The following is a 23716-nucleotide window of genomic DNA, read 5'->3' as shown; positions in this document are numbered from 1 at the left end:
CCATGATCGAAATACGCAATATCCACAAATCGTTCGGCAGCAACGCCATTTTGCGCGGCATCGATTTGGATGTGGCCAAAGGCAGCGTGGTGGTGATACTCGGCCCTTCCGGTTCGGGCAAAACCACGTTCCTGCGCTGCCTCAACGCCTTGGAAATGCCGCAACAGGGCACGGTGGCTTTCGGCGGCAGCGAACCCCTGAAGATTGATTTCGCCCGTCATCCGTCGAAAAAAGACATTCTCGCCCTGCGCCGCAAATCAGGCATGGTGTTCCAGCAATACAATCTGTTTCCGCACAAAACCGCGTTGGAAAACGTGATGGAAGGCCCTGTGGCCGTTCAGGGCAAACCCGCCGCACAAGCCAGGCAGGCCGCTATGGTGCTGCTGGAAAAAGTGGGGCTGGGCGATAAAGCCGATCTTTATCCCTATCAGCTTTCAGGCGGCCAGCAGCAGCGTGTGGGCATCGCCCGCGCGCTGGCCATCCAGCCCGAACTGATGCTGTTCGACGAACCCACGTCCGCACTCGACCCCGAATTGGTGCAAGATGTGCTGAACACCATGAAAGAGCTGGCCAAAGAAGGCTGGACCATGGTGGTGGTAACCCACGAAATCAAATTCGCCATGGAAGTGGCCGACACCGTGGTGGTGATGGATAACGGCTTGATTGTGGAGCAAGGCTCGCCCGAAACTTTGTTCCGCCACCCGCAGCACGAACGCACCAAACGGTTTTTGCAGCAGATTAGGGTGGAAACCGAATAAGCCGCTTGTTTGATTGGAAAGGCCCTCTGAAAGATTATGAGCTTGTCCCTCCACACAAAATTTTAGGCACTGTTTTAAATTATTTCAGATGGCCTCAAAACTGCACCACTCACCGTTGTAATACCAGATATACTCCCGAAGTGGTTTGCCCAACTGCCTAACCGGAGGCAGTGCCTCCAAATCAAACACCCCCGTCTTCAGCACCGCACAGAAACCTCCATCGGTGCATTGTTCCTACAGTTTCCCCTACGCAGTATGCTTTGCGTCATCTGTGGTTTGGCCAAACTACCTCGATAATCGTGTATACGGTACAGTAGCCTTAGTCGGAGTGCGGTAGCAATTTCTCTCCGTTTAACTTGTGCACAGTTCAGTTGAGCATTTTCGTCATCATCTTGCTGTCGGACCATCGCGATAGTGAGAAGGCTCTCTGGTATTTTTCCATTACATGGCGACAAGCCTTTTCTAACGCGCTTTGGCCTTTAAACCCAACAGTTTCGTAATTCTTGCCGCTTTCTTCTCATTCCAGGATGAAACTGTAGTGATACGCCGGTTGTCGTAGTGGTTTTATTTCATTTGTATAATTTTACGCAGCTACTTTGTCGGCTTCGCCTTTGTTCAGACAATTCAAATTGTCGTAGAAACGGTTTTTGGGCAGCAGGGCAATGTGTAAAAGGTGCTTCAAGTAATGGTCGTTTCTCAGCTTTTGGGTGTTTTTGCTTTTTTTAAGGAATGGTTATTTTGTCTTTATTCAGCTTACGAGTATCCGATCGCTTCAATGCTACCTTTTTATAGGCGGTAATCCCACGTTAGAACTGAGTTCGGGAGATGTTGAAAAGATCGGCAGTACGCTGTTGACTTTTGAGTACGTTACTGCCCGACGACTTGGTATTGAAGCGGGGGCTATATTTATTTGCCCATAAGAAAACTACACCTTGGTTAGTTTGGAATTTGCCCTACTTTTTGGTGCGTGTTCATTTTCAGATGGCTCTAATATTGAAAATCCGATTGGAAACATTATATTGGGCGCTGTCAGCAAGTTTGATTAAGGTTTGGAACACATGAAAACGTTTTTCCGCACCGCCGCTGCGGTGTTGTTATTGCTGCTGGCCGTTGCCGCCGGCGTTTGGTACGGGGTTCGCAAACAGCCGCAGCAGGCGGCGCAGCAGCAGGTGCTCACGCGCGAGGGCGTGCTCACGCAAATCCAAAACCTCAACCGCTTGGAGAGCACGGCCTTCCACATCGACACCATTGTGAAAACCGAAAAGAAAGGCAACTGGTATGCGCTCTGGCAAGACGCGCAAACCGGCCTGTTTATGGCGCAAGGCAGGGTGCTGGCGGGTTTGGATTTAAGCAAACTCACCGCCGACAATGTGAACGTGGTTGACGGCAAAGTGATTATCAGCCTGCCGCCGGTGGAAGTTTTAGACGTCAACCTCGACAACATCGAAGTGTACGACATCAAAACCGGTTCGCTCGGCCTGCACCCCATCGATAAAAGCGTGTTTGCCGCCGTGCAGGAGCAGGCGAAAAAACAAGTGTTGGCAAGCGCCTGCAAAGCAGATATTCTTGAACACGCGCAGATTCAGGCGCAGCGCCAGCTTGAAACGCTGTTTGCACTCACGCAAACCAACGTGTCAATCTACCCCTCCGCTTTGCCGCCGTGCAAAGTTTGACTCTTCAAATACGAAAGGAAAGTTATGGCACAAGTAACCCTGCAAGGTAACCCCGTCGAAGTGGGCGGCGTGTTTTTACAACAAGGGCAAAGCGCGCCCGATTTCAGCCTGACCGCAGGCGATTTATCGGAAAAAGCATTGGCCGACTTTGCCGGCAAGCGCAAAATCCTCAATATTTTCCCCAGCGTCGATACCGGCGTGTGTGCGAAATCCGTGCGCACTTTCAACGAAAAAGCAGCCGGTTTGGATAATGCCGTGGTGTTGTGTGTTTCCGCCGACCTGCCGTTTGCCCAAGCGCGTTTCTGCGGCGCGGAAGGCATCGACAACGTGGTGATGCTGTCCACTTTCCGCAGCGGCTTCGCCCGCGATTACGGCGTGGCCATCGACAGCGGCGCACTCAAAGGGCTGACCGCCCGTTCGGTGGCGGTGCTGGACGAAAACAACCGGGTTCTGCACAGCGAACTGGTGGGCGAAATCGCCAACGAACCGGATTACGCCGCCGCTTTGGCCGTGTTGTGATGCGGTTTTAGATTCAGATGTAACAAGCAGGCCGTCTGAAAATTTCAGACGGCCTGAAATCTTCATTAAAATCCAATTGTTTATTTAATGCCGGAAGATTTTCATGCCGCAAGAAACCGCCGCCGATTTAAACCAAGCCGCCGCCGATGCCGCGATTGAACTATTGCAGCGGCACGCACCCGAAGAGGCCGCCACCGCCGTACCGTATGTGCGCAAACTGTTTGAAGCACTTTCAGACGGCCACGCCTTTATTTGGTTAAACGATGCCGACGTGGCGGCTTTGCGGCAGATTCCCGGCGTGGCGGGCGGCAGCGGTATGCCGCTGATACTCTCGGGCAAGCGGCTGTTTCTCGGCAGAGTGTGGCAGCTTGAGCGCGACTTGGCGCAGGAAATCGTGCGCTTGGCTGCGGCAAAAACCGAACCCGTCGACTGGATGCAGGCCGGGCAGAATCTGGCGCAATGGTTTGCCGGCGCAAACAGCGAAGGCCAGCGCGATGCCGCTGCACTGGCTCTGCGGCAACCGTTTATCTTAATCAGCGGCGGGCCGGGCACGGGCAAAACCACCACCGTGGCCAAACTGCTTGGGCTGTTGTGCAGCAACGGCGGCAGGCTGCCGCGCATCGCGCTGGCCGCACCCACGGGCAAGGCCGCCGCCCATATGGCGCGGGCGCTGCACCATGCTGCCGGCACTTTCGGGCTGCCCGACACCGTTCGCCGCCACCTGCTGCAACTCGAAGGCCAAACCGTACACCGCCTGTTGAAACTGCGTCCGCCGCAGATGCAGCCCGCCTTCCACCGCGAACAGCCGCTGCCGCTGGACGTGCTGGTTATCGATGAGGCTTCGATGCTCGACCTTGCCCTGATGCTGCAACTGCTGCGCGCCGTGCCTTCGGGTTGCCGCGTTATTCTGCTGGGCGACGAAAACCAACTGCCCTCGGTGGGTGCGGGCGCGGTTTTGGCCGAACTGGCGCAAGAAACCCTGTTAAACACGGCAACCGCGCAAGAGCTGTCGGCCATGCTGCCCCGGCACGGCTTTAAAGTTTCCGGCAACCCGCCGCCCTTGTCGGCAAATACTGCCCGCCTGCATTTCAGCCACCGCTTCGGCGACAACAGCGGTATCGGCTGCTTGGCACGCGCCATTGCGGCGGGAGACGCAGAAAACGCATGGGCGCAGTTCGCCTGCTTCCCCGACACGCTCGGCGTGCGCGAAGGCAGCCTCAAACAACAGGCCGAAGCCTTTTACGAACAACAGGCCGCTTATTGGCAGGCGGTGGTTTCTGGTGATGTTGAACAGGCATTCCGCCGCCAAACCGACACCGTGGTGCTGGCGGCTTGGCGCGAAGATGCCGCCGCATTCAACGAAGCCTACCGCCGCTGCCTGCATCGGCACGGCTTGGCGCGCGCCGACGCACCGTGGTTCGCCGGGCAGGTGGTGATGGTGTCGCGCAACGATTACGCGCTCGATTTATTTAACGGCGACATCGGCCTGATTCTGCCCGACCCCAGCCGCCCCGGCACGCTGGCCGCCTATTTTCCCGCCGCCGGCGGGCAGCGCACCGTGCCGTTAAGCCGCCTGCCCGCCCACGAAACCGCATTCGCCATCACCGTACACAAAAGCCAAGGGTCGGAATACGGCGAAGTGTGGCTGCTGCCGCCTTCCGCCCCGGACGGCAGCCCGCACGGCCTTAACCGCGCCCTGCTCTACACCGCCGTTACCCGCGCCCGCGAAAGGTTTGTATTCTGGGGCGGCCGCACCGCTTTTAAGACGGCCTGCGCCACACAGGAAAACCGCCGCAGCGCATTACGGGAAATGATTGCCAGAGAAACGGAAAAACAGGTCGGAACTTTGGTGCAATCCATGCCGTCGTTTTAAAACCTCTGCCTCATGCCCGCGCATGACGTCAGCCTGGCATTTCAGACGGCCTGAGCTGATTTTTCAAAGGTTTCAGGCCGTCTGAAAACAAAAAAGGCAGTTCGGACAACCCCAAAACCACGGCTTTTTTACCTGTACACATTCCGTTTTCGGCACGATTGCGGTAAGGTTACGGCTTCAATCAAATGACCGTGCAAACCGGCGTTTCAGGCCGTCTGAAACCCCCTCCGAAAGAACATCATCATGCAAAACTATCTCACGCCCAATTTCGCTTTTGCCCCGATTATCCCCGACCACGCCGCCGGAAGCCGCGTGTGGGATACCGAAGGGCGCGAATATATCGATCTGGCAGGCGGCATCGCCGTTAACGCGCTCGGGCACTGCCACCCGCAACTGGTTGACGCCCTCGCCCGCCAAGCCGCGAAGCTGTGGCATATTTCCAATATCTACACCACCGCACCGGCGCAAATGCTGGCGAAAAAACTCACCGAACACACATTTGCCGACAAAGTGTTTTTCTGCAATTCCGGTGCCGAAGCCAACGAAGCCGCCCTGAAACTGGCCCGCAAATACGCACGCGACCATTTCGGCGAAAGCAAAACCGAAATCATCGCCTGCGTAAACGCCTTTCACGGGCGCACGCTGTTCACCGTGTCGGTGGGCGGCCAGCCCAAATACAGCCGCGATTTCGCCCCGCTGCCGGGCGGCATCACCCATATCCCCTACAATGATGCCGATGCGCTTGCCGCCGCCATATCGGAAAAAACCTGCGCCGTGATTATCGAACCGGTTCAGGGAGAAAGCGGCGTTTTGCCTGCCGATGCCGCGTTTCTGCAAGCCGCACGCCGCCTGTGCGATGAAAACCACGCCCTGCTGGTGTTCGACGAAGTGCAAACCGGCATGGGGCGCACCGGCAAACTGTTTGCCTATGAACATTACGGCGTGCGCCCCGATATTCTCACCAGCGCCAAAGCCCTGGGCTGCGGCTTTCCCATCGGCGCCATGCTGACCACCGATGCCGTCGCCCCCAGCTTCGCCCCCGGCACGCACGGTTCCACCTTCGGCGGCAACCCGTTGGCGTGCGCCGTCGGCAATTGCGCCTTCGACATCATCAGCACGCCCGAAACCCTGCAAAACGCAGTCAACCAAGGGAAAAAGTTGCAAACGGCGCTGGCTCTGTTGGGAGAAGAAACCGGCGTGTTCAAAGAAGTGCGCGGCATGGGGCTGTTGATCGGCTGTGTGCTGGCCGACGGCTATACCGACCGCGCGGGCGAATTAACCCAAGCCGCGCTGAAACACGGCCTGATGATTCTGGTGGCCGGCAGCAACGTCATCCGCCTCGCCCCCAGCCTGCTGTTGAACGACGAAGACCTGCAAGAAGGCATGAAACGCCTGCGTGCGGCAGTCGCGTCGTGGCTGGGCTAACTGTTTTTTCAGTAATATCAGCCTATTGATTTTTTAAAATTTTCATGACTTTATTAAAAATTACTGGAAAAGGCTGGGTTGAGTATGCTTTTTATGCTGAATAACTTTTATTTTTACTGAAAAGATTATTGTGTGACTTTTGAGTATTTTCAAGAATTACGCAGCTTCACCGTACCTTTTGGCATGGTTTGACAATTCTCAAAAAGCCCCCAATTGGGCCTTTAAGCAAAAATAAAAAGTGTAAATAACGCTAGGGTCTGTCGACATTCAAGTTTTCAGTGTATCCTATCCTCATGACCAGATATATTCTTACCGATGCACAGTGGGCAAAAATTGAGCCTTTATGCCAAGGAAAAGTTGGCGATGCCGGCCGAACCGCTGTCGATAACCGATTATTTATAGAAGCCATACTATGGATTATCCGTACCGGCAGTCCTTGGCGCGATCTGCCCGAAGAGTTCGGTAATTGGAAAAGTATCCACAAACGCTACCGCAGATGGGTCTTGGCCGACCGTTTTCATGATATTTTTGAAGAACTGAACCGTGATCTCGATATGGAGTATGTCATGATTGACGGCACAATTGTCAAAGTTCACCGCCACGGTCAGGGTGCAAAAGGGGGACTCTAAATCAGGCCATCGGCCAATCCAAAGGCGGGATGACGACCAAGATTTTGGCTATGGTGGATGCTTTGGGGAACCTGATTGACTTCAAACTGATGCCTGGTCAGCGCAATGACATTTGCGGCGTAGAACCGCTGATTAAAGAAAAGGAATTTGATGCTTTATTGGCGGATAAAGCCTTTGATGCCGACTGGCTGGTCGAAGAGTTGACCGAAAGGGGGAGTAAGGTGGTTATTCCGCCGCGTAACAACCGCAAATTGCAGCGGGAACACGACAAGATGATGTATTGCTGGCGACATTTGATTGAGAACTTTTTTGCAAACTCAAAGAATTCAAAAAGATTGCGATGCGCGCAGAAAAAACCGACCAATCTTTTGCTGCCAATATTTACCTTGTTGCTGCCGTATTGAAATTAAGGTAAACTTGAATGTCGACAGACCCTAGGATTTTCCATAGCTTATTTAACCGATAGTTATGCCGTTACAGGCACTTGTTATGGAACCGTTTTCTGGATTTCAAACATTGGTGGGGTATCGCGACACGTTACGCCAAATGCTTCAGTTCTATTACCACCGCAAATGAAGCCAATCTCTTCGAGCCCCACTAATGTTCGAAATCCAAAAAACAGTTTTCTACTAAATGATGGTAACGGTACCGATAACGGTGGTCAAGAAACAGTTGTTCCTCTGATTAATTTTTAGCAGGACAACAGTGTCTATTTCCAAAGAAACCGCCAAATTCCTGATCGCATCAGTATCATAGGCCTTATCGGCCAACAGCTTGTCGGCTGCCGTATCTGCAATCAGTGCTTCGGCAAACAGACAATCTGCAACACTACCTTCGCTTAACACGAATTTTACCGCTATCCCGTGGGCACCCACTGCTAAATGCAGCTTGGTATTCAGCTCTCTTTTGTGCGGCTCATGCCTTCATTGCCGCCTTTGACTCCCACCACATGGGGATGAACTTTGATATGGGTGGCATCCAACATCAGCCACTCCATATCTTTTTCTCTCGAAAGGATGAGCATCTGTTTCGTTCAAATGCCTTGTTGCACTAACGGGTAAATGAGTGTGAATGGTGCTTTTAACCATAGTAAAATAAAGTCTCAATTAACTTGTTTTAAAACAATTGGTAAGAAAGGTTTTAGCTTGGTTATCTAGGGCAACTTTTTTTCAAATAGCGGTAAACGGTCATCCTGCTCACGCCTAAATCGCGGGCGAGGCGCGACACGCAGCCACCGGCGGCTTGCAAGGCGTTTTGCAGCGATGGGGGGTCTTGCAATATGGCTTTGCTGTTTTGCGTTTGTTCGGTTAGTGCCGACGGGTTTTCAGACGGCCTGTTCTGCGCATAGAGATAGTCGGGCAGGTCTTCGGGCTGAATCTGCGCGCCTTTGGCGCTGTGCAGGGCTACTTCCAAGGCGTTGGCCAGTTGGCGGATATTACCCGGCCAGCGGTGGCGGCGCATAACGTTCATGGCTTCGGCCGACACCGGTTTGGGCGTCAGGCCGTTATTGCGGGCAACGTGCCGCAACACCGTTTGCAGGGCGTAGTCGAAATCGTCGCGCTCGCGCAGGCTGGGCAGCACCACGTTGAGGCCGTTGAGGCGGTAATAGAGATCTTCGCGGAATTTTCCGGCGGCGATGTTTGCCTGCAAATCGTGGTGGGTGGCGGCGATGATGCGGATATCGACTTTTACCGCGTGAATCGAACCTACGGGCATCACTTCGCGTTCCGACAACACCCGCAGCAGGCGGGATTGCAGGTAAAGCGGCATATCGCCGATTTCGTCGAGAAACAGCGTGCCGCCGTCGGCAGCCTGAATCAGGCCGGTTTTGCCTTTGCGGTCGGCGCCGGAAAAGCTGCCGGGCGCGTAGCCGTAGAGTTCGCTTTCTATCAGGTTTTCGGGGATGGCGGCGCAATTGACGGCGATAAAGGGCTTGTCGGCACGGTTGCCGGAAAGATGGATGGCGCGTGCGAGCAGCTCTTTGCCGGAACCGGTTTCGCCGTTAATCAGCACCGGCACTTGGGTGTCGGCCAAGCCGGCCACACGTTGCAGGGTTTGGTTGAAACGGCTGTCGGGGCTGCACAGTTTGGCCAATTCGGGCGGCAGGGGCGTGCTGTTGCGGGATGGGGCGGCAGGTTTGCGCGGCGGCGGGGTGATGCCCACAAACAGGGTGAGTCCGTCGAAGCAGAGGGTGGGGCGCCGGTTTTGAATGCCGCACAGTTCGGGCAGGCTTTGGCCGAACAGCCGCTCGAAACCGTTGCCGATTAATGTTTGTCCGGATTTGCCGGCGTGGCGGGCAAACCATTGGTGGAAGGCGTGGTTGGCGCCGGTGATATTGCCTTCGTCGTTCACCGCCAGCAGGTATTCGGGGGTAACGTCGAGAAACTCGGCGGCATGGCCGAGGCGTATCAGCCAATCTTGCTTGTGGTTGCGGATAAAGGCGGCGGTTTCAATCAGTGCGGCAAAGTGTTTCACCAACTGCAACACCCAATATTGGCTCTGCTTGGCGGCCACGGGGGTGAGTGCCGACACATCCAGCACGGCGCGCAGGCGGTTTTGAGAGTCGAACACGGGTGCTGCGGTGCAGCTCAAACCGATATGGGTGGCATCGAAATGGTCGTTGCGGTGCACCACGGCAGGTTCGCCGGTTTCCAATACCATGCCCACCGCGCTGGTGCCGTTTTGCCGTTCGTGCCAGAGTGCGCCCAAATACAGGCCGGCCTGCTTCCAGGCCAAGCGGCCGCTGTCGCTGCTCAGCGAGTCGACCACCACGCCGTCGGCATCGGCCACCAGCACCACATAACCCATATCGCGGATTTGTTTCCACAGCGCTTGCAGGCCGTAACGGGCGATGTCGGTAAAATCGCCGATGGCTTCCTGATGCTCGCGCAAACGGCTGTCGGGCAGAATCAGCGCTTCTTTCATTTCTTCGGGGTTCAACCCGTGGCGGTGCACGCAGCGGCGCCACGATTCGGCGATACAGGTGTCGACACCCGAAAGCCGCAGCGGTTCGGTGCCGTACACATAATTGAGCACATCATTGATATGGCGGACTTGTTTGGCCAGCATCGGGCTTCTCCTCGGTTTGCAAAACTTCCTCTCAAGCCTGTGTTTTTATTATTTATCATGGTATTGTGCAATTATACTAAAACGAAAGTGTGCAGCCGTCTAGGGTGCGGAGGCACAGATTGGGTAAGGTTTGTGTAAGAATTGGCTGCGGTTGTGGAAACGGTAAGGCAGGTAACTTTATTCTGGCCAAAAAATCAGGCAAACGGTTGCAGGTGTGTATAAAATACAGCTTAACGCCGTTTTCAGACGGCCGCGCAGGTTAACGATAAAAAGGAACAAACAAGATGAAATGGACCGACACCCAACGCATAGCCGAAGAACTCTACGACAACCATCCCGACATCGACCCGAAAACCATACGTTTCACCCAATTGCGCGAGTTGATTCTCAACCTGCCCGATTTCGACGACGACCCCGCGCGCAGCGGCGAAAAAATCCTCGAAGCCGTGCAGCAGGCGTGGATAAATGAGGCCGAATGATTTTATCGGGGCCGTCTGAAACGCAGAAATGCTTTTTCAGACGGCCTGCACCGTTTCGATGCAAAATTTTGAAAAAACAACCGGTCTGGGGAACGTTTGCCGGCCAAAATTTTCAGCCGACTATGGCCGGCCGTTCCGGCACCGGACAAACAGGAAAACATATGCAGAATTTAAAATCCATTTTCGTGCTCTACACCGGCGGCACCATCGGCATGAGCCAAAGCGAGCAAGGCCTGCGCCCCGATACCGCGCTGGCCGGCAAAGCGTTGGTGCCGTTTGCCGACCGCTTCCGTTTCGACTGGCACTTATGCGATCCGTTAATCGACTCTTCGGCGGTTACGCTTGCCGATTGGCAAGGCTGGCTGCAACTTGCGGCAGAAAAAATCCCGCAATACGACGGCGTGCTGGTGCTGCACGGCACCGACACGCTGGCCTATGCGGCTAACCTGTTCGCACTCGCCTTGCAGGGTTTGGACAAACCCGTGGTGCTGACCGGATCGCAATGGCCTTACGATGCCGAAAACAGTGATGCACCGCTGAACCTCGCCACCGCCGTGGCCGCTTTCGAGCTGGATTTGCGCGAAACCGTGATTGCCTTCAACGGCAAACTGTTCCCCGCCGTGGGCAGCAGCAAAATCAGCACCGAAAGTGCGGCGGGTTTCGGCAACCCGCATTTCGGCGTGTTGGCGGAATGGTCGCCCGAACAAAATTGGCACAACGTGCGCATCAGGCCGTCTGAAAAAACAGCACAGGCTTTGCAGGTGCGCCCGTTGAGCGCGCAGGCCAAAGTGGTTTGCACCACCCTGATTCCCGGTTTTGCCGCACAAGCCTTTGCAAACGGCCTCGGCAGCAGCGGTGCAGATGCCGTGGTGCTGCAAAGCTACGGCCACGGCAACGCGCCCGCAGATGCCGGTTTTATCGAAGTCGTGCGGCAGTTCACCGCCAAAGGCGGCCTGCTGCTCAACATCAGCCAAGTGCAGCAAGGCAACGCCGCCGCCGTATATGCGCAGGGCAGCGCGCTGCGCCAAGCGGGCGTGGTGAACGGCGGCAAAGCCAATTTGGAAACCGCCGCCGTTTTACTGACGCTGGCGGTGAGCGGCGGCTGGCAGGCCGAACGCTTGCAGCAGGAACTGGTTGGTTTGGGGCTGGTGTAGTTTAATCAATATCTTGAGATAAGGCTGCCTTAAAAGGCCGTCTGAAAACAGGTATCCGCATGGCGGTGCGTCTGTTTTCAGACGGCCTTTTTGCGTGTGCGGGAATGACGGGGAATAAACTTTTGTGATGATTTTTAATTTTGCAAAGGTCTCGGCTTTGCTGCTTTTATTTGGTTTGATTGGGTTTGGCGCGCAAAGACAGTGGTTTGTCACGGCAAACTGAAGCCTGCGGGGAAGCAGGGGGCTATATTGGCGGCAACAATCATGTGATTGCCGTTTGTTATGAGTCAGGAGAACGAAAATGCCGGGTTATCCACAAGATATTTTACAAAACCGTTCGGTAGTCAAACACGGAAATTATGCGGTGATTACACCGCAGGGTCGGGTAATCAATGTGATTCCGGGAATCGAAGACTGCCAGATGACAATTTTGGCCACGCCGAAAATGGGTGCGAGTTTCGTCCAGTTAATCGGCCAATTGGGGGCAAATGCGAAAACCACACTGGCCTACGGCGCCAAGCCGCATGAAGAGGCCTTTATTTACCTGCTCGACGGCGAGGCCGAGCTGAAGGTAACGGTTGGCGGCGAAAGCCGCGCGCTGAAGCAGGGCGGTTATGCCTACGCGCCGCCCGGTGCAGGCATCGGTTTTGAAAACATCAATCATCAGGCGGGCCGCATTTTGCTCTACAAACAGCGCTACGTCGAACACCCGGTAGGGCTGAAGCCTTATACGGTGTTCGGCAACGTGCATGAGATGGAATGGGCCGACTACGACGGCATGGCCAATGTGCACATCAAAGACCTGCTGCCGGTCGAGCAGAATTTCGATATGAACATGCACATTTTGAGTTTCGACCCGGGTGCCAGCCACAACATCATCGAAACCCATGTGCAGGAGCACGGCGCTTATGTTTATGAAGGACAGGGCTGTTATCTGCTTGATGAAAATTGGTATCTGATTAAAGAGGAGGACTTTATCTGGTTCGGCCCTTATTGCAAGCAGGCATCTTATGCCGCCGGACGCGGCCCGTTTACCTATATCTACTCAAAAGACTGCCACCGCGATGTGGAAATTTGAAACAGACAGCAAGGCCGTTTGTAAAAACTTTCAGACGGCCGCCAACCTAAAGGAGCGTTTATCATGGCTTTAAATAAAGATTTCAAAACCCTGGATATTCGGGAGGCTCTTGCCGCAACCAATATGCGCGGTAAAAACATCACGTTTTTAGATGACTTCAAGCGCGAAGAAATTCTGTCGCTGTTTAAAGCGGCCGAAATGATGGAGCCGTTTTTGCGCACGGGGCTTAACCTGCTGAAGGGCAAGGTGCTCTATACCCTGTTTTTCCAACCTTCCACCCGCACCCGTTGCAGCCACGAAGACGCCATGCTGCGCTTGGGCGGCGGCGTGATTACCGAATCCGACCCGCAGCACAATGCCGCCGTGGCGAAAAACGAAAGTCTCTACGACACGCTGCGGGTAACGTCGGAATACGCCGATGTGATTGTGATGCGCCACCCCGACGATAAAGAAGCCTTAGGCGCATTAGACGAGTTGGGCGGCTATGTTTCGCCGGTGATTTCGGGCGGCTACGGCCACGTTACCCACCCGACGCAGGGTTTGCTCGACTGCTACACCTGCTGGCGCGCGTTCGGCGATTTGAGCAATGCCACGGTTGCCATTGCCACCCCCGATCTTTCGCGCGCGCGTTCCGGCCAATCGTTTGCGCTGGCGCTGGCTTCGATGGGAGCCAAGATTATCTACACCGGCACCAGCGAATTGCGCACGCCCGAAGTGGTGCGCAACAAACTCAAAGCGATGGGGGCGCATTTCGAGGAGCATTTCGACTTAACCGAAAAGCAAAACGAAGAGCTTTATGCGGAAAATGCGGTGGATTTGATTTATCTGCCGGGCTGTTCGGTGAAAAAAGACGACCCCAACCGCGAAGACTTCATGAAGAAAATGATGAATTATTATATTTCGCTCGATATGTTGCAGCGTATCAAAGCGAAAAGCGGCAAGGTAGTCGGCGTGCACCATTCTTTGCCGCGCAACCCGGGTGAATTTGATTTCAGCATCGACAACACCGAACACCAGTTGTATTTCCGCGCAATCGGTTTCTCGGTGGCGGTGCGGATGGCACTCTTGAGCGCGGTTGTGGGCGTGGATTAAAGGCTTTTCAGACGGCCTGAATGCCGGCGGAAGGCCGTCTGAAAACCGGATACCCAAACACCGGATCGGGGCAGCCCGAGAAGCGTGCTGTCTTTTCTATAAGATTGGAGGAGTTGTGTGATGGATACGCAAAAACCGAAAAAATCTTTCAAAATGCCCGATATTTATATCGTATTGGCGGTGTTTATTTTAGTGGTTGCCGCGCTGACCTATATTGTTCCGGCGGGCGAGTATGAACGGCAGACCATCGAAACTTCCCACGGTGTGCAAAACTTGGTGGTGGCGGGAACCTATCACCAAATCGAACAGCATCCTGTGGGGTTTATGGATTTGGTAACGGCCATTCCCGACGGTTTGAAGCGGGCGGCAGGCATCGTGTTTCTCACATTTATGGTGGGCGGCTGCATGGGTTTGATCAAACGCGCCGGCCTGATTGACATGGGTGTGCAGAAACTGAGCCGTGCCGTGGGCAACAAAGATATTCTGGTGATTCCGATTTTGATCACTATTTTTGCCGGTTTGGCTGCGTTTATCGGCGTGCCTGAGCTGTCGTTGGCTTATCTGCCGGTGTTGCTGCCGCTGTTTTACCGCTTGGGGTATGACGGCATGACTGCAACGGCGGTGGCGCTCTTGGGGCCGTGCATGGGCTTCACTTTCGGCCTGACCATTCCCGGCTCTGTCGGGGTGGGGCAGCAAATCGCCCAATTGCCGATTTTCTCCGGCTCGGCTTTCCGTGCGGTGGTGTTGGTATGCGTGGTGCTGATTGCCATTCTGTATGTGATGCGTTATGCCGTTAAAGTGAAGCGCAACCCCGAGTCGAGCCTCACTTATGAAAGCGACCGCGCCATCCGCGCCGCGATAGCGGAAGAAGAGGCTGAAAAAGGCGAGATGGTGTTCAGCGCAAGGCAGAAATATGCCGGTATTACCTGTATGGTGCTGTTTCCGATTGCCATTGCCATGATTTTGAAAAACAATTTGGGTTTCGAGGCCATCGGCGGGTTGTTTCTCTTTATCGGCATCGCCGCGGCCGCCGTTGCCGGCAAGTCGGCACAGCAGATTTGCGATGATGTGAATGCGGGTATGCGCGATATGATGGTGGCGGCGCTGTTGTGCGGTGTGGCCTCGGCCATTGCCGTGGTGATGGATAAAGGCGTGATTACCGATACTTTGGTGTTTTGGCTCGAAAGCATGATGCGTTCGGTGCCGCCTGAGCTTACCGCTATTGCGATTTTCTGGGAGCAGTCGCTGTTTAACTTTCTGATTCCCGGGGCCACCGCATTAACCGTGCTGACTATGCCGATTATTTCGCCCTTGGCCAGTTTGCTTGATATTTCGCAACAGGCGGTGGTGTCGGCCAACGCATGGGGCGGGCAGCTTACCGATATTTTCTTCCCCACTTCAGGTTTCTTTGTGGCCACTCTGGTGATTGCCAAGGTGGAATACGGCAAATGGCTGCGCTTCTATGCCCCGCTGATGCTGATACTCGGCCTGCTTGCCAGCGTTGCACTCTATTTCATGCAGTCTGCCGGTATTGGTGCGATGTAGGTTTTTGACCCGACAATCGAGTTTTCAGACGGCCTTGAAGCAATATCGGGCCGTCTGAAAAAAAGGAGATCGAAATGTATGATTTATTGATTAAAAACGGCTTGTTGGTTTTGCCGGAGCAAATGCTGCACGGCGATATCGCGGTGAAAGACGGAAAAATCGCCGCCATTGCGCCCAGGCTTGAGGGCGGCGCCGCAAAAACCGTCGATGCCCGCCACTGTTATGTGTTGCCCGGTATGGTCGATGTGCACATGCATATTTCCGAGCCGGGCCGGACCGAATGGGAAGGCTACGCCACCGGCACGCAGGCGATGGCGGCGGGCGGCACGACTTCCTATGTGGAAATGCCGCTCAATACCCTGCCGGCCACCATAGATTTGGCAAGCTTGGAAATCAAACGCCAAGCCGCAAAAGATCAGAATTATGTGGACTATGTGTTTTTCGGCGGGCTGGTGCCGCACAACCTCAACGATTTGAAAGCCCTGTCGCAGGCCGGCGTGGCGGCATTCAAAGCATTCGTTGCCACCTGCGGCTCCAACAAGCCCGGCGATTTTAAAGATGTGAACGACTACGAACTCTATACCGGTATGCAGATTCTGGCCGAAACCGGAGATTTGCTGGTGGTGCACTGTGAAAATGCCGCAATCACCGACGAATTGGGCAGAAAAGCCAAAGCAGAAGGCAAAACGCTGGTGTCGGACTATGTGGCCAGCAGGCCGATTTTCACCGAAGTCGAAGCTGTCCGCCGCGTGCTCTATTTTGCCGAACAAACCGGCTGCCGCGTGCATATTGCCCATTGCAGCTGCCACGAAGCCGTCGAAGCCGTGTTGGAAGCGCAGGCGCGCGGGGTGGATGCCAGCTTTGAAAGCTGCCCGCATTATTTATTGCTGGCCACCGAAGATTTGGATGCCATCGGCGCCAAGGCCAAATGCTCGCCGCCGATACGCGACAGGGCGCACCAGCAGAAAATGTGGCAATTGCTGGAAGCAGGTGTGCTCGACATCATCGGCTCCGACCATTCGCCGTGCACGCCCGATTTGAAAGCCGATCCGAACGCGTTTAAAGCCTGGGGCGGCATCAGCGGTTGCCAAAACAGCGTGGATGCCATGTTTGATGCGGCTGTGAAACAGCGCAACATCAGCCCCGTTACGCTGATGAACGCATTGGCTACCCGGCCCGCCAACCGTTTCGGTTTGATAGACAAAGGCGCACTCAGTTTGGGCAAAGACGGTGATATTGTGATTTTAGACCCCAATCAGTCTTACACGGTTACTGCCGACAAACTCTTGTATAAAAACAAAATCAGCGCCTATGAAGGTTGGGAAATCGGCTGCCGCATCACCCACACCTTTTTGCGCGGGCGGGAAATCTATACGCTGGAAGGCGGCATCGCCGGCGGCGCACAAGGCAAACCGGCGCGCCTGCTCAAACAGCTTTAACCTGTTCAGACGGCCTTTGGGCGTATGAAAGAACAAGAGAAAGGCCGTCTGAAATATTTTATGCAAAGGATTAACCATGAGAATCGTTATTGCATTGGGCGGCAATGCCCTGCTCAAACGCGGAGAGCCGTTAACTTCCGCCAACCAGCGCGCCAACGTGCGAACCGCCTGCGAACAAATCGCCAAAATCTATCCGGGCAACCAACTTATCATTACCCACGGCAACGGGCCGCAAGTCGGCCTGATGGCTTTGCAGAGCAATGCCTATAAAGATGTGCCCATGTATCCGCTTGATGTTTTGGGTGCGGAATCGGTCGGCATGATCGGCTATATGATCCAGCAGGAGCTGGTCAATTTCGTGCCCAAAGAGGCTTCGCTGACCACCGTATTAACCCAAACCGAAGTGGATCCCAAAGACCCTGCCTTCCAAAAGCCGAGCAAGCCCGTCGGCCCCGTCTACAGCAAAGAAGAGGCCGATGCTGTCGCCGCCGAAAAAGGCTGGACGATGGCCCAAGACAACGATAAATACCGCCGCGTTGTTCCCAGCCCGCTGCCCACGCGTATTTTCGGGCTTAAGCCGTTGAAAACCCTTATCGAGCACAACTATATATTGATTTGTGCGGGCGGCGGCGGGATTCCCACCTATTACGACGAATCGGGAAGATTGTGCGGTGCCGAGGCCGTGATCGACAAAGACTTGGCCACAGCTTTGCTGGCCGCTTCGGTAGAAGCCGATATGTTGGTTATCGCCACCGACATTGATGGTGTTTATCTTGACTGGGGCACGGAAAAACAGCGCCTTGTGCAGGCGGCAAACCCCGATGAAATCGAAAAAATCGATTTTGCCGCAGGCTCGATGGGGCCGAAAGTTCAGGCGGCGGTCAATTTTGCCCGTTCAACCGGCAAAACCGCGGTAATCGGTGCTTTGCGCGATATCGAACGTATTGCGGCGGGGGAGGCAGGTACGCGTATCAGTATGGCCGTAAACGGCATAGAATGTGTGTGATATAAGCGCTGGGTATAAAAGGGATATTTATTCAAGCATTAACGGCACATTACGGCAGGCCGTCTGAAGATATTTTCAGACGGCCTGAGACATTTGCAAAATTCAGTGCCAACTAACAAAACCTGCTCCGTCATTCCCGCGTAGGCGGGAATCCAGGTGTCTGGCATTCAAGTATTTGTTTGATTGATACTTTAATATTTCCATTTGGATTCCCGCCTACGCGGGAATGACGGTATTTAAGCATTTCAGACGGCCTTAAGGTATTTTTACAAAGGTTTCAACCGGAATAAATTTTGAAAGGTTGCGGCATAAGGTTTTAAACCTGCTTGGGAGAGGTTGTTTGGGATTTTTTTCTTTTGCGATTATTTTGTCATTTATTGTAAATAGGTAGCATAGTATGCTATTAATTTGCTAATTTTTATATATATTTTTTAATTTTTAAGCATATTTCGAATATTCGGCAAGGGTTTGCGCATATAATCGGTTAAAACGGAATATCGGATTTACATTTGTTTGGAAGGCTGGTACGGCAACCCGAAAAGGAGGGGCTATGGCTGCTGAAGCAAGTGAAACGGTGTGTACCAAAGTTACCGGGCACAGCGTTTTGGTGAGTTGGGTATCGTCTGTTTGCCAGACTGCGCGGGGTTACGGTGTCGATCCCGTTCCTTTGCTGATTGCTTCGGGATTGGATGCCAGGCTGCTACATATACCGGATGCGCGTTATCCCGTAGCAGGCGTGCGCCGCCTGTGGGACGGGTTGATTCAGGCTACCGGAGATCCTTTGTTCGGTTTGACCGTGGGCAAAGAAATCCAAGCGCCGGCATTGCAAGGCCTCGGGCTGGCCATGATTTCATGCGGTTCGCTGTCTGATCTGATGATGATTATGGTGCGCTATTGCAAGATTATTTCCACCACGATGAACATCAGTTTCGACCACCCGCCCGATCTGAAGGGAACCAAGCTGGTGTTGCGTTCCGACGGAGGCGCAGAGCCGATGAACTCGGCACGCTTGGCGGTGTTGGCGTTTATTTACCGGCAGGCGTGCAGTTTGTCGCAGCATTTGGTGCGGCCGCTGTCGGTTACTTTGTCTTTGGGCGTAAACAGTGATGCGGCCCGGCTCGATGATTATTTCCGCGTTCCCGTAAATTTGGGGTGTGAGAAAGATTCGATTTCATTTGCCTATGAAGACACCATCGAGCCTTATGCCGGCGCCAACCGCCAGCTGATGGATATCAATGCGGCGGTAGTGGGCCGTTATCTCAACCGCCTGAACAATATGGATATTGCCGACAGGGTGGATATGCTGATCAGGGAAGAGCTGCAAACCGGCGAGCCGAGGTTGTGCACGGTGGCAGACTTGCTCCATTTGTCGCCCCGCACGCTGCAACGGCGGCTGCGGGAAGAAGGCCATTCGTTTAACGGTTTGCTGGACAAGGCCCGCTATGAAATGGCTCACGATCTGTTGATGCACAGTGATTTGAGTATTACCGAAATCGGCTTCAGATTGGGCTTTTCCGATTTGAGCAATTTTATCCGTGCCTGCCACCGCTGGTTTGGCTGTTCGCCTGTAAAACATAGGGAAAACAGCCTGTTAATCAGCGTATAAAGCTCACTGAAGCTGCAAACGGCAAGAGCGGGATTGTTTTTTCAGAAACAATCCCGCTCTTGCCGTTTTGATATTGAAAGGCATACGGGGTGGCGCGGATTAACAGGTTGTTGTCGCAAGCTGACAGGGTGTAAGCCGCCCCGCTTTTATATAGTACAGGTAAGCGCATTTTAGCTGCAACGGTGGCTTTATCCATGCCGTTCGTGTTTTATTTGTGTATCGCTTTTGAAAAGGAATTGGTATGCCAGCCTACATCAAGAAGCTGAAATCGATAAAGCCGGATAACCCCAGGTTGTGTAACGATGATTTGCTGCCGGCCAAGCAAAATTGGAACTGGTATAACATTTTTGCGTTTTGGATGTCGGATGTGCACAGCGTGGGCGGTTATATTTTCGCCGGCACGCTGTTCGCGCTGGGTTTGACGTCATGGCAGATTTTGATCACGCTCGTTGCCGGTATTTCTATCGTGATGGTGCTTGCCAACTTGCTGGCCAAACCGAGCCAGTCGGCAGGTGTGCCTTACCCCGTGATTGCACGGATGTCGTTCGGCGTTTACGGTGCCAATATTCCGGCACTGTTGCGCGGCATTATCGCTATTGTTTGGTACGGCATACAGACTTACCTGGCATCGGTTGCCTTAACTATTATTCTGCTTAAGTTTTTCCCGCATTTGGCGGCGTGGCAGGAACCTTTGTTTTTAAATCTTTCCTATTTGGGATGGTTCAGCTTTTTCATTATGTGGACGGCGCAAACGGCTTTGTTTTTAATGAAAATGGAAGCCATCCGGGTGTTTTTGGATTATTCCGGCCCTGCTGTTTACATCGTGATGTTTCTGTTGATGCTGTGGATTGTGTATAAGGCCGGTTGGGAGAACATCAGTTTTTCGCTTTCTTCCGAAAAGCTCGACTTTTGGCGCACTATCGGCGCGATGCTGGTTGGTATGTCGCTGATTGTTAACTATTTTGCCGGGCCGACCTTGAATTTCGGCGACTTTTCGCGTTACTGCCGCAGTATGAAAGATGTGAGAATCGGTAATATATGGGGGCTGCCGGTTAACTTCACTGCTTTTGCTCTCACGGTAATCATCACCATAACGGGAACGCCTGTTATTTTCGGCCAAATGATTATCGACCCGCTGGGCATCGTAGCCAAAATGGATAATATCGGCATTGTGCTGTTGCTGGCGTTCACTTTTGTTACCGCAACGGTGGGCACCAATATTGTGGCGAATTTCGTTTCGGCCGCCAATGATATTTCCAACCTTTATCCCGGTCGCATCAGCTGGCGTATCGGGGGAATGATTGCCGCCGTTTTGTCTGTGATAATCACACCGTGGAATCTCTACAACTCGCCCGAAGTTATCCACTACACCATCGACCTTTTGGCCGGCACGCTCGGGCCGATGTACGGCATCATTTTGGTGGATTATTACCTGCTGAGGAAACGGGTGATCCAAGTTGATGATTTATTCGACGATTCACCCAAAGGCATTTATTGGTATCAAAACGGCTATAACCGTGCAGCGGTTAAATCCATGATTCCTGCGTCATGTCTCAGCATAGGCATCGTGCTGCTTGCCGATTTCGGGCAAGGCAACCCGATAATGCGTGCCATAGGCAGCTTGGCGCCTTTTTCGCTGGTGATCAGTGCCATAGTAGGCGGGGTTCTTTATTATCACCTCAGTATAAGAAACATATCTGAATAAAATATATAAACGGGGCCGTCTGAAAAATATTTTTCAGACGGCCCCGTTTATATCGGCAGCGGTTTACTGGCGTTGGGCATCTACCGCAGTCAGCGCAATCATGTTGACGATACGGCGCACGGTGGAAATCGGCGTAACGATATTCACCGGTTTGTTCATGCCCATCAGAATCGGGCCGACGGTGATGCCGTTGGTGGCGTTAACGCGCAGCAGGTTGTAGCTGATGTTGGCCGCTTCCACGTTGGGCATCACCAACAGGTTGGCCGAGCCGGTGAGCGTGGTTTCGGGGAAGATGCTCTTGCGCATTTCTTCGTCCATCGCCACGTCGGCCTGCATTTCGCCGTCGATTTCCAGTTCGGGGTCGGCCTGGCGGATAAGTTCGAGCGCGCGTTGCATTTTAACGGCGTCTTTATCGCGGCGGGAGCCGTAGTTTGAGTTGGAAACCAGCGCGGCTTTGGGTTTGATGCCGAAGCGTTTTATTTCGTTGGCGCACATCAGCGTGCCTTTGGCGAGTTGTTCCGCGTCGGGGTCTTCGTTGATGTAGGTGTCGGCGATGAAGAAATTGCCTTTGTTGGAAATCAGCGCGTTCATGGCAAAGGCGTGTTTTTCGGGGTTGTTGTAGCCGATAACTTCTTCAAAAATGCCGAAGTGGTCGTAGAAGCGGCCCATGGTGCCGCACAGCATACCGTCGGCATGGCCCAGGCGCACCATCAGCGCGCCGATGAGGGTGCTGTTGGCGCGCACGCGGCGGCGTGCCATTTCTTCGGTAACGCCTTGGCGTTTGCGCAGTTGGTAGTATTCTTTCCAGCTTTCTTCGAAATGCGGGTTTTCGATGATGTCGATAAGCTCGAAATCTTTACCCGGCTGAATCGTTAAACCTTGCGTCTGAATGCGCTCTTCTATGGTTTGGCGGTGGCCGACCAGAATGGGAAACGCCAGTTTTTGCGACACAACCTGCTGGGCGGCGTGCAAAATGCGCTCGTCTTCGCCTTCGGTGAGCACAATGCGCTTGATCTGTTTGCGTGCCTGGTTAAACACGGGGCGCATAAACAGGCTGGTTTTATACACGAACTGGGTGAGTTTTTCGATATAGGCTTCCATATCGGTAATCGGGCGGGTGGCTACGCCCGAATCCATGGCGGCCTGCGCCACGGCGGGGGCGATTTTGGCAATCAGGCGCGGATCGAAGGGTTTGGGAATCAGGTATTCGGGGCCGAAAGTCAGGTCGGCGTCGCCGTAGGCGCCGGCCACCTCGGCGCTGGATTCGGCCATGGCCAAATCGGCAATCGCGCGCACGCAGGCGAGCTTCATTTCTTCGTTGATGGTGGTGGCGCCCACGTCAAGCGCGCCGCGGAAGATGAAGGGGAAGCACAATACGTTGTTGACTTGGTTGGGGAAGTCGGAACGGCCGGTGCCGATAATGACATCGGGGCGGGCTTCCTTGGCTTCGGGCGGCCAGATTTCGGGGGTGGGGTTGGCCAGGGCGAACACGATGGGCTGTTCGTTCATGGTTTTGAGCATATCGGTGCTCAAAACGTTGGGGCCTGAGAGGCCGAGGAAGATGTCTTTGCCGGAAACGGCATCGCCGAGCGCGCGCTGGCCGTTGTCTTTAACGGCATAGCGCAGTTTGCTTTCGTCCATGCGTTCGCGGTCTTCGCGGGTGGCGAAAATCACGCCTTTTGAGTCGCACACGGTGATGTTTTCGCGTTTCATGCCGAGTGCCACCAGCAAGTCGAGGCAGGCAATCGCGGCGGCGCCGGCGCCGGAGCACACCAGGGAAACTTCTTCGATTTTTTTGCCGGTAACGCGCAGGGCGTTCAACACGGCGGCGGCGGTGATGATGGCGGTGCCGTGCTGGTCGTCGTGGAACACGGGGATATTGCAGCGTTCGCGCAGTTTTTTCTCGATATAGAAGCACTCGGGGGCTTTGATGTCTTCGAGGTTGATGCCGCCGAAAGTAGGCTCGAGCGAAGCGATGATTTCAACCAGTTTGTCGGGGTCGGTTTCGTTGACTTCGATGTCGAACACGTCGATGCCGGCGAATTTTTTAAACAATACGCCTTTGCCTTCCATTACGGGTTTGCCCGCCAGCGCGCCGATGTTGCCCAAGCCCAAAACAGCAGTGCCGTTGGAGATAACGGCCACGAGATTGCCGCGGGCGGTGTATTTGTAGGATGCGAGCGGGTCGTTGTAGATTTCCATACAGGGTGCGGCTACGCCCGGGGAGTAGGCCAGCGACAGGTCGTATTGGGTGGCCAGCGGTTTGGTGGGGGCGACTTGGATTTTACCGGGTGTGGGAAATTCGTGGAAATGAAGGGCGGCTTCTTTGATTAGTTCATCCATAATGTATCCTGACTGGGCTTGATAGGCCGTCTGAAAAAGGTTTTGCGGCTTTCAGACGGCCTGTTGTTCGAAAACGCAATGTTATCATGTTGCCGCGTGTAGCGCACCGTTTGTGTGGTTTGCGGCTTTGCCCGGTTTTCAACGGCAGCGGGAGCGGATAAAGATAAAGGCCGTCTGAAAGTTCAGACGGCCTGAGACCTTTGCAAAAATACGTTTTAACCCTGAATTTATTTAACCCGGGCTTGATACGGGTATCTGTTTTTTCTTTTGAAACAAAAGATGCTCGGGTCAAGCCCGAGCATGACGCAGAGGTTGTTAAGATG

The 23716-nt window shown here is 54.0% G+C and carries 18 protein-coding genes and 2 pseudogenes; 15 read left to right on the top strand and 5 right to left on the bottom strand.

What is annotated here, in order from left to right:
- The first annotated feature begins 2 nt into the window (after positions 1–2).
- The 6 genes and pseudogenes from H3L92_RS04810 (at position 3) to H3L92_RS04785 (ending at position 7292) form a co-directional block, all read left to right on the top strand.
- Positions 3–758 (top strand): amino acid ABC transporter ATP-binding protein, encoded by a 756-nt coding sequence (locus tag H3L92_RS04810; protein WP_085364913.1) that lies wholly within the window; start codon positions 3–5, stop codon positions 756–758.
- A 1058-nt stretch (positions 759–1816) separates the two neighbouring features.
- Positions 1817–2431, top strand: coding sequence for a DUF4230 domain-containing protein (locus H3L92_RS04805; RefSeq protein WP_085364914.1), 615 nt, complete (start codon positions 1817–1819; stop codon positions 2429–2431).
- Between the two features lie 24 nt (positions 2432–2455).
- Positions 2456–2950 carry a thiol peroxidase gene (tpx, locus tag H3L92_RS04800; RefSeq protein WP_085364915.1) on the top strand — a complete coding sequence of 165 codons (495 nt, stop codon included), beginning with the start codon at positions 2456–2458 and terminating at the stop codon, positions 2948–2950.
- Positions 2951–3053: 103 nt separating this feature from the next.
- On the top strand, positions 3054–4823 hold the full coding sequence (gene recD / locus H3L92_RS04795) for an exodeoxyribonuclease V subunit alpha (protein ID WP_085364916.1): 1770 nt from the start codon (positions 3054–3056) through the stop codon (positions 4821–4823).
- A 243-nt stretch (positions 4824–5066) separates the two neighbouring features.
- Entirely contained in the window at positions 5067–6248 is a 1182-nt protein-coding gene (locus H3L92_RS04790) for an acetylornithine/succinyldiaminopimelate transaminase (protein ID WP_085364917.1), read from the top strand.
- Positions 6249–6541: 293 nt separating this feature from the next.
- Positions 6542–7292, top strand: a pseudogene (locus H3L92_RS04785) (IS5 family transposase).
- 214 nt (positions 7293–7506) lie between these two features.
- Here the strand turns inward: H3L92_RS04785 and H3L92_RS04780 are convergent.
- The 3 genes and pseudogenes from H3L92_RS04780 to H3L92_RS04775 all read right to left on the bottom strand — a co-directional run bounded on the left by H3L92_RS04780 (position 7507) and on the right by H3L92_RS04775 (position 9946).
- Positions 7507–7752, bottom strand: coding sequence for a hypothetical protein (locus tag H3L92_RS04780; protein WP_085365625.1), 246 nt, complete (start codon positions 7750–7752; stop codon positions 7507–7509).
- A pseudogene (locus tag H3L92_RS13585) lies at positions 7737–7883 on the bottom strand (IS5/IS1182 family transposase); the annotation flags it as partial. The pseudogene H3L92_RS13585 and the gene H3L92_RS04780, both read right to left, overlap by 16 nt.
- A 143-nt stretch (positions 7884–8026) precedes the next feature.
- Positions 8027–9946 (bottom strand): sigma-54-dependent Fis family transcriptional regulator, encoded by a 1920-nt coding sequence (locus tag H3L92_RS04775; RefSeq protein WP_085365626.1) that lies wholly within the window; start codon positions 9944–9946, stop codon positions 8027–8029.
- 284 nt (positions 9947–10230) lie between these two features.
- Between H3L92_RS04775 and iscX the strand changes: the two genes are divergently transcribed.
- The 8 genes from iscX (at position 10231) to H3L92_RS04735 (ending at position 19345) form a co-directional block, all read left to right on the top strand.
- Entirely contained in the window at positions 10231–10425 is a 195-nt protein-coding gene (iscX, locus tag H3L92_RS04770) for a Fe-S cluster assembly protein IscX (RefSeq protein ID WP_085365627.1), read from the top strand.
- A gap of 161 nt (positions 10426–10586) precedes the next feature.
- The gene (locus H3L92_RS04765) at positions 10587–11579 is read left to right on the top strand and encodes an asparaginase (RefSeq protein ID WP_085365628.1); all 993 of its coding nucleotides are present in this window, start codon (positions 10587–10589) and stop codon (positions 11577–11579) included.
- 301 nt (positions 11580–11880) lie between these two features.
- Positions 11881–12657 (top strand): (S)-ureidoglycine aminohydrolase, encoded by a 777-nt coding sequence (allE, locus tag H3L92_RS04760; RefSeq protein WP_085365629.1) that lies wholly within the window; start codon positions 11881–11883, stop codon positions 12655–12657.
- A 63-nt stretch (positions 12658–12720) separates the two neighbouring features.
- On the top strand, positions 12721–13749 hold the full coding sequence (locus H3L92_RS04755; RefSeq protein WP_085365630.1) for an aspartate/ornithine carbamoyltransferase family protein: 1029 nt from the start codon (positions 12721–12723) through the stop codon (positions 13747–13749).
- A gap of 120 nt (positions 13750–13869) precedes the next feature.
- Entirely contained in the window at positions 13870–15294 is a 1425-nt protein-coding gene (locus tag H3L92_RS04750; RefSeq protein WP_085365631.1) for a YfcC family protein, read from the top strand.
- Between the two features lie 74 nt (positions 15295–15368).
- Positions 15369–16733, top strand: coding sequence for an allantoinase AllB (gene allB, locus H3L92_RS04745; RefSeq protein ID WP_085365632.1), 1365 nt, complete (start codon positions 15369–15371; stop codon positions 16731–16733).
- Between the two features lie 76 nt (positions 16734–16809).
- The gene (arcC, locus tag H3L92_RS04740; protein WP_085365633.1) at positions 16810–17739 is read left to right on the top strand and encodes a carbamate kinase; all 930 of its coding nucleotides are present in this window, start codon (positions 16810–16812) and stop codon (positions 17737–17739) included.
- A 550-nt stretch (positions 17740–18289) separates the two neighbouring features.
- Positions 18290–19345 carry an AraC family transcriptional regulator gene (locus tag H3L92_RS04735; RefSeq protein ID WP_085365634.1) on the top strand — a complete coding sequence of 352 codons (1056 nt, stop codon included), beginning with the start codon at positions 18290–18292 and terminating at the stop codon, positions 19343–19345.
- On the opposite strand, the gene H3L92_RS04730 is transcribed toward H3L92_RS04735, so the two are convergent.
- On the bottom strand, positions 19335–19541 hold the full coding sequence (locus tag H3L92_RS04730) for a hypothetical protein (protein WP_085365635.1): 207 nt from the start codon (positions 19539–19541) through the stop codon (positions 19335–19337). The genes H3L92_RS04735 and H3L92_RS04730 overlap by 11 nt on opposite strands.
- 45 nt (positions 19542–19586) lie before the next feature.
- Here H3L92_RS04730 and H3L92_RS04725 point away from each other — a divergent pair, with 45 nt between their 5' ends.
- Positions 19587–21050 carry an NCS1 family nucleobase:cation symporter-1 gene (locus tag H3L92_RS04725; protein WP_085365636.1) on the top strand — a complete coding sequence of 488 codons (1464 nt, stop codon included), beginning with the start codon at positions 19587–19589 and terminating at the stop codon, positions 21048–21050.
- Between the two features lie 63 nt (positions 21051–21113).
- Here the strand turns inward: H3L92_RS04725 and H3L92_RS04720 are convergent, their stop codons facing one another.
- Complete coding sequence (locus tag H3L92_RS04720) at positions 21114–23393, bottom strand: NADP-dependent malic enzyme (RefSeq protein WP_085365637.1); 2280 nt, start codon at positions 23391–23393, stop codon at positions 21114–21116.
- Between the last annotated feature and the right edge of the window lie 323 nt (positions 23394–23716).

It is taken from the genome of Neisseria dentiae, assembly GCF_014055005.1.
Taxonomy (GTDB): Bacteria; Pseudomonadota; Gammaproteobacteria; order Burkholderiales; family Neisseriaceae; genus Neisseria; species Neisseria dentiae.
This window is presented reverse-complemented; position numbering and strand designations above follow the sequence as displayed.